The 5,314-nt window shown below is 64.9% G+C and carries 3 protein-coding genes and 2 pseudogenes; 4 read left to right on the forward strand and 1 reads right to left on the reverse strand.

Features of this window, described 5'->3' with window-relative positions:
- Nucleotides 1-495 (forward strand): annotated as a pseudogene (locus BMY25_RS20195) (IS5 family transposase); the annotation flags it as partial.
- On the opposite strand, the gene BMY25_RS20200 reads toward BMY25_RS20195, so the two are convergent.
- The gene (locus tag BMY25_RS20200; protein ID WP_092500062.1) at nt 492-2,108 is read right to left on the reverse strand and encodes a hypothetical protein; all 1,617 of its coding nucleotides are present in this window, start codon (nt 2,106-2,108) and stop codon (nt 492-494) included. The pseudogene BMY25_RS20195 and the gene BMY25_RS20200 overlap by 4 nt on opposite strands.
- A 339-nt stretch (nt 2,109-2,447) precedes the next feature.
- On the opposite strand from BMY25_RS20200, the gene BMY25_RS20205 reads away from it, so the two are divergent.
- The 3 genes and pseudogenes from BMY25_RS20205 to BMY25_RS20640 all read left to right on the forward strand — a co-directional run.
- On the forward strand, nt 2,448-3,542 hold the full coding sequence (locus tag BMY25_RS20205; protein ID WP_092500064.1) for a hypothetical protein: 1,095 nt from the start codon (nt 2,448-2,450) through the stop codon (nt 3,540-3,542).
- A complete protein-coding gene (locus tag BMY25_RS20210) occupies nt 3,539-4,930 on the forward strand; it encodes a glycosyltransferase family 4 protein (RefSeq protein ID WP_092500066.1) in 1,392 nt (463 codons plus the stop codon). Before BMY25_RS20205 ends, BMY25_RS20210 begins: the two co-directional genes overlap by 4 nt.
- Before the next feature lie 90 nt (nt 4,931-5,020).
- Nucleotides 5,021-5,314 (forward strand): annotated as a pseudogene (locus tag BMY25_RS20640) (hypothetical protein); the annotation flags it as partial.

Genomic DNA, 5,314 nt, shown 5'->3' on the forward strand with positions numbered 1-5,314 from the left:
CGACAGCTCAATCGTCCGCGCTCACCAGCATGCGGCGGGCGGTAAAAAGGGGGTCCGGATCACGCCATCGGCCGTTCTCGTGGCGGACTGAGCACCAAGATCCACGCCGTCGTGGATCAGGACGGCCTACCAGTGAGGCTGCTGATCACCGCCGGCCAGGCTTCGGACAAAACCGCCGTTCCGGACTTGCTGGTCGGCCTGCCCGCAGCCGGAGCACTCGTTGCGGACCGCGGTTATGACAGCCGCGCCATCCTCGATCTTGTCGCCAAAACAGGCGGACAGGCGCATATCCCCACCCAGAGCCGGGTCCGTGTGCAGCGCTCCGTCGAGCCAGCCCTCTACCGCCGGCGCAACCTCGTGGAGCGGTTCTTCTGCAAGCTCAAACACTTCCGCCGTGTCGCAACGCGCTTCGACAAGCTCGCCCGAAACTTTCTCGCAGCCGTCCTGATCGCCTCAACACGCCTATGGCTGAGAGCTTATGAGTCTACGACCTAGCCGAGGGGAACGAGCCGAACCGTGGTCCAGCCGGCTTCGATCGGGGGAACGGCGGTTCCGAGCACCGGAGCGACTGACGCTTCCCCGCCCGCATCGGGACGCGCCTGCTCGACCGCACCCGCCATTCCGGACAGGCGCAGGGGATGACCTTCCCGCTCCACCCGGCCGCTCGTCCTGATGCGCGCGGTGCCCCGCAGCACGACCGCCACCGGCGCGCCGGGCTCGGCGGCCTCCGCGGCAACGCCGCTCAGGGCCGCTCCCTTCCCCGCGCCGGCCGGGCCGACATCGTCGGAGGCCGAGCCCGCCGGTCGGACATTGGCCCAGCAGGCTTCCAGCACGTCGCCTTCCCGCACGGGTTCGCTGGTGCGGTCCACGAAGCGGACGGTGCCCTCCCAGGCGGTGCCCACCAGTCGGACCTGGCTGCCGGGGTCCAGCATGGCAGAGAAAAGCGGCTTTCCGGCCTCCCGGCAGTTCGCGACGAGACCGTCGGCGCCATGCACTTCCAGCCCGTTGGCGGCATCCAGCCTGAAAAAGGATTCGGCGGCCGGTTGCCAGTTCTCGATCGGCGAAAGGCCCCGCACTTCGCTCCGTTCGAACGCGGCGAGGTCGAACGTCGCCCGCGACGGGCGACCGGGCCATTTCTGCTGCTCGTGCCAGTAGATGAAGGCGTTGGCGATCCGGGTATAGGTCATGCCGCAGCGCCTGGCGTCGCCCTCCTCCAGCACGAGAGAATTGCCGATCGCCTCGAACTGGCAGTTGGTGAAGGTGACGTTGTCGGTGACCACGTCGTAGTCGACATAGGCCTCCTTGAGGATCGCGTAGGGCGCATAGCCGATCAGGCAGGTGTCGAAATGCGTGCCGAGGATGCCGGCGGCGCCGGAAACCGCTATCGCCGCCTGGGTCGCGCCGACGAAGGCGCACTTCACCCAAACCGTGTCGCCGTGGTGATCCAGATTGCGGGAGGAATAATAAAGCGAGTAGCGGCAGCGATCGGCGGTAACCCGGTGATGCGCGGTCTGGCCGCCCTGCACGTCGATCCCGACGTCGAACTGCATCACCGAGATATTGCGCAGCTCCACGCCATCGACCAACGCGAGCCCCTTGGTCTTCGTATCGCCCTCCGCGCCGGGACCGAGATCGCTTTTCGGCCCCCACAGCATGAAGTCGGACAGTCGCGACCCATGCGCGCGCTGGTCGTAGGAGGCGACGCTCCGGTCATAGGAGATGGCGAAGGCGTCCCCGATCTCATCGCAGGTAATCTCCGTTACCTTATTGCCGGATCCGGCTATCGAGACGATCGGCAAGGCCGTGGGATAGGCGGCTCCCTGGCAGGCCGGCAGAAGCAGCGTGCGGTTGATGCGGAAATGGCCGGGTGGCAGCCGGACGATCCCGCCCCGCCCGGTTCCGGCAAGATTGATCGCGCCCTGGATCGCCGCCCAGTCGATCTCATCCCGGAGATCCTGAGCATGCGGAAAGACCACGCGCGCCTCGGCAAGTGTCGCGAACCGCTCGGAGAGCGGATGCGACTGCCCGTCGCCGATCGAACCAAGAATACGCGGATCCAGCGGATCGCCGAAAATACCGAGAGAAGAGGCCGCGCGAGGTCCGCTCATGCCACGGTCCAGAGCAGCGGATCGCCGGCATCGTCTACGAGATGCTCATCGGCAGAGACCCGGATCAGGGCCAGTGTGTCTGGCTCTTCCGCCAAACGGAACCGAAGGACAGGTCGCGCGACAAGAACAACGGAAAACCCAATCACAAATTTACGCCGGCTCATAGAAAATCTCATATCCGCGAGATCCCTATCAAAGGTTATGTCGTTAAATTACATTTAAGTTACTTCTGATTTTTCCCGTTGCTATGTACGTTAACATATATGAAACACGCAGGAATTTACCCCTTTGACGTTTATCCTGATGGATAGGGGAAATACCTCTTTCGGGGAGGTCCGATTGGACTGTCTCGCAGGCAAAAAAATTTCCTCGCTTCCGTCCACGGCGGAGCCTGATCTGCAACCCAACAGCTACTTCCTGATCATGCCCGACGGGGCGCCGCTCGCCCTGGATCTCGGGGAGGAACCGCCGGTCGATGTGGATCTCACCTATTTCCTGCGCTCGCTGCGGGAGATGGAGGGCGAACTCTCCATCGGCGGCCTGGTCTTCTACTTCGTCTATGACAGCACCGTGCCGCTGCCGAGCTACGGGCCCGAGGTGGTGGTCATTATCTTCGGCGACGAGCGACGTCGTTTCCCGCCCTACCTCGACCGCGTCGGCTGCGTTTTTTCCTGCTTCGGCATGCGACCGGTTTTCGGCGTCGGCAGGCTCGGCTCGCTGCAGGGGCTGACGGAACTCCTGGATTTCGCCCGGCGCTCAGGGGCGTGGCTGCCCGGCTGGCTTCAGGGACAGATCGCGCTGCGAGGGGCTGACAGGATCGCCCCTGTCTGGCGGATTCCGCAAGGTTACGCCAAGCTGTGTGACCTGGATGTGCGCCCGCTTTTCAGCCGATCCTGCACCCTCTCCTTTGTCGGCAGCCTGGCGGGCAGGCCCGCTCCGGCGCTATCGATCCGCGGTGTTACCGGCACGCCCAAGATCCATGCCCGCAATTCGCTGGTCGCGACGCTGGAGCGGATGCGGCGATCCGAGCGGTTCGGCCGAATACGGATCGAACTCACACGCAGTTTCGACGAGAGTCGGGCCCGCGGCGCCGAGGGCTTTTCCGAAATACTGATGGACACTCAGATCTGCCCGGTTCCTCGCGGCACCGTGCCGGAGACAGCGCGCTTCTATTCCGCCGCGCGCTACGGCTGCATCATCGTCTGCGAGCAGCAGCCGAGGTCCTGGTTCGCGGATAGCTGCCCCTGCCTCGTCATCCGCGACTGGCGCGAACTCCCGAACCTCGCGACAGGCCTCCTGTCCGACCCTGAGCGGATGGAGCGCCTGCACCGGCAGACCCTCGCCTGGTGGAAGGACATCTGCAGTGAAAAAGCCGTGGGCGGCTTCATGGCCCGCGCCCTCGCCGCGCCTATGCTTTCGGAGACCCGCGCATGACCGACCGCGCCGACAACAACATTCCGGGAGCCCCCGGCCCCCTCTCCCGCATCATTCAGGCGATCGGCGTGCAGCCGGTCCGGAGGCTATCAAACTTGTTCGTTCCGGCACGTCCGCTCCCCTCCAATTCCTCCGCCGGTTCCTGCGCCAGCGTCAGGGACAAACACCCCGCGGCGCCACCCAGCGTTCTTTTCGTGGATCACACGGGTGAACTCGGCGGCGCCGAGCTCTGCCTGTTGGACCTCGCCCGCACCTATAGCGGTCGACACAAGGTCCTGCTCTTTCAGGACGGTCCGCTGCGGGAGCGTCTCGCCGATGCCGGGGTCAACGTCGAAGTTATCGAGGCCGGCCGCCACCTTCTCTCCGTTCGCCGCGCTTCGGGCCTGCGAAATCTCTGGAAGGCCATCCCGACGATCGCGGGCCTCGCCCGCCGGATCGCGCGGGAAGCGCGCGACTTCGACATAGTCTACGCGAACTCGCAGAAGGCCTTCATCTGCAGCGTGCTTGCCGCCGGCCTGGCACGTCGCCCGCTGGTCTGGCATCTCCACGACATCCTCACCGGGAGCGGCTTCAGCCAGACCCTGAAATCGGCTGCCGTGCACCTTGCCAATCGCGGCGCGTCGCTGGTCATCGTCAATTCGGTCGCCACGGCAGACGCGTTCGCCGCCGCCGGCGGTCGCACCGACCATACGGCGATCGTCTATAACGGGATCGATCCGCGACCTTATCTCCACGCCCAGCCGTCGCCCCGCCCGAGGCTTCCGGATGGTTCCGCGCCCCCACTGGTGGGCATCTTCGGACGCCTTGCCGCCTGGAAGGGGCAGCACGTGCTGATCGACGCGCTGGCGGAACTGGACGGCGTCCATGCTCTGATCGTGGGCGACAGCCTCTTCGGCGAGGTCGCCTATGCGGACGAACTGAAACAGCGGATCGAGGCGCACGGCCTGCAGGACAGGGTCCATTTCCTCGGGTTCCGACAAGACGTGGCTCCACTCATGAAATCGGTGGATGTCGTCGTGCATGCCTCGACCGCGCCGGAACCGTTCGGCCGCGTGATAGCAGAAGCCATGATGGCCGGCCGCCCCGTGGTGGCGGCGGCCAATGGCGGTGCGCTGGAACTCATACAGGAGGGGGTGACGGGGTTTCTCGTGAAAGCCGACAATCCGGCGGCACTTGCGGAAAAGCTGCGGGGCGTCCTGGCCGACCCCGTGGGGGCCGCCGAGATTGCCGGTCAGGGCAACAAGGCTGCTGTTCGCGCCTTCACGCTTTCCGCAGTCACAAAGGAGATCGAGGCCTTGCTGGCTCGCGTGGGACGGCCGCATCCGACGGGCGCGCCGCATCGAGGCACGAAGCGCGTGGGGTTCAACCCCGACGAGATCAATCCATAAGTGCTAGGCGTATCCCTCCTGAGGAGAATTGCTTAGCCGCAGCGAGTGCCACTAGTCTTCCCCTGTTTCGCGATGACGCGGGAGGTTTCCATGTCTGCGACATTCAGGTCGTTATCGGATTCGGAAGTGCGCGCTCTGGCCGCCGACATGGACCGCAAAGGTTATGCTGTCCTGCCGCATTACGTGGCGCCGGAAGATGTCGAGGCCGCGAGAACGTTCGTCCGCGACGAAGTTGAAAGACGCGGCAACCAATACTTCGCGTTCGTCGGACCCGAGCCCGTTGCCCATACCCTTCCCGGCGATCTTGGCGGGTCAGCGGCATTCCGGGATATTCTGACGCGTCTCTACACGATTGGGACGGGCAAGGCTGCTCCGGCACTTCCG

This window comes from Faunimonas pinastri (assembly GCF_900110915.1).
GTDB lineage: Bacteria > Pseudomonadota > Alphaproteobacteria > Rhizobiales > Afifellaceae > Faunimonas > Faunimonas pinastri.